The organism is Pseudochrobactrum asaccharolyticum (genome assembly GCF_003314995.1).
In the GTDB taxonomy this organism is placed as follows: Bacteria; Pseudomonadota; Alphaproteobacteria; order Rhizobiales; family Rhizobiaceae; genus Pseudochrobactrum; species Pseudochrobactrum asaccharolyticum.
Genome location: NZ_QNRH01000034.1, coordinates 1 through 1,423 on the forward strand (window position 1 = coordinate 1; position 1,423 = coordinate 1,423).

Below are 1,423 nucleotides of genomic sequence, written 5' to 3' on the forward strand. Positions count from 1 at the left end.
CCACCATAGAACGGACCGAAGAAAGAAACTTTGAGTGCGCCCTCGTACTCATTTCGTACAAAAACTGCAGTTCCTGAAGCTCGTTTATGTCTGCCAGATATCTCGTCGATACCGCTATTCAATACATTCACAGAGCCATCACCGTTAAGCTTGTATTCGGCCGTGGTTTTGACCAGGCCTTTTTCAAAACGGTTATCTACACGAGCAACCTCAAACCACTTACCGAGATATCGGTTTAGCTCGAAACCCGTGACAGGCGTAACATTATCAGGAATTTGAGGATTACCTGCTTTATATAACTTATATCCTGCGAATATACCAAGTGCAGTCAATAATAGCTTTTTAGCGTTCATAACAAACTCCTGTCAGTTATATTGTGAACGCATATGGGTGTCGAGAGTTCCGCAATCTACAGCTTGAAACAAAAAAGAAAGCATTATTTCGGTGTGATTTATTCGTATAAAATCGCGCTGCGAACAGAGTGAACCAATGGCAACCGACACTCTCAGGAATGAGTTTTATAGTGTTCATCATTTCACTTGTCGTCGTCATTTTGTTATTCAAATAAAAACCCCGCCGTAGCGGGGCTTCTTCCAAGCGTTTGATGATCATTTACGATCTGATTAGCCTACCGCCCCAAATGAGTATACAGGCACCTACAAAACCAGCTACAAGATAACCAAGCCAACCACCGAACGAAACTCCGACGAGCCCAAACAGAAAACTGGCTATAGAAGCGCCAATTATTCCCAATATGATATTGAGAAAAATACCTGTATCGCTCTTCATAAAGTTTGAAGCAATCCAACCAGCCAAGCCGCCGATAATAATTGCAGCAATCCAACCAATTCCCGCGTCGCCCATATAACCCTCCATTCAATTAGATGATATCTAACGAATTAGGGCGATAAGTTTTTCCATCAAGTAGTGAGGTTTAGTAATGGATATATTAGATATTCTAGTCGCCTTTTATTGGCTACTTCGCATTGTAACAGGGATGCCCTAGCTTATTGAGTTTGCCAACCTAAAACAAAAAAGGCAGCCTTTAAGCTGCCTCTCTCATTTCTGGATTATGACTTGGTTTAATACCCTTACCAGTAATCCTTCAATAAAGATGTATGTTACTTGCTTGGCATAGAAATTAAGATTAATTCTTACCTTTAAGCCCTTTATTATGATCAACTATGCGAAGCATTATTGTAACACTCGGCATACTGCTTTACTCGCCCCAGACTTCCATTCCTCATAAGCATCGTAGTGAACAGTCGCTCTATCCTCCAGCTATAATGAGCAAAGAAGAGTTTCTATTGCAGTTAGCGGCAATAGTTGTGACCTGAGCCCCGCAAACTCCTCCAGATTTTGGTAGAGTCCAATCCTTGGTAGGAGATGGACAATGAAACGCTCACGATTTTCAGACGAACAG

2 protein-coding genes are annotated in these 1,423 nt (G+C 41.7%); both read right to left on the minus strand.

Translation table 11 applies throughout. The features are described 5' to 3' along the window. Positions 1 to 353 (minus strand): lipocalin family protein (locus tag DFR47_RS21470; RefSeq protein WP_113946543.1); only part of this gene is annotated, 353 nt, incomplete at its 3' end. Positions 354 to 612: 259 nt separating this feature from the next. Then, positions 613 to 864, minus strand: coding sequence for a GlsB/YeaQ/YmgE family stress response membrane protein (locus DFR47_RS21475; protein ID WP_113946006.1), 252 nt, complete (start codon positions 862 to 864; stop codon positions 613 to 615). Between the last annotated feature and the right edge of the window lie 559 nt (positions 865 to 1,423).

Coding starts and splice junctions, on each gene's coding strand:
- DFR47_RS21475 (WP_113946006.1), bottom strand. CDS start 864: ATGGGCGACGCGGGAATTGGTTGGATTGCTGCAATTATTATCGGCGGC.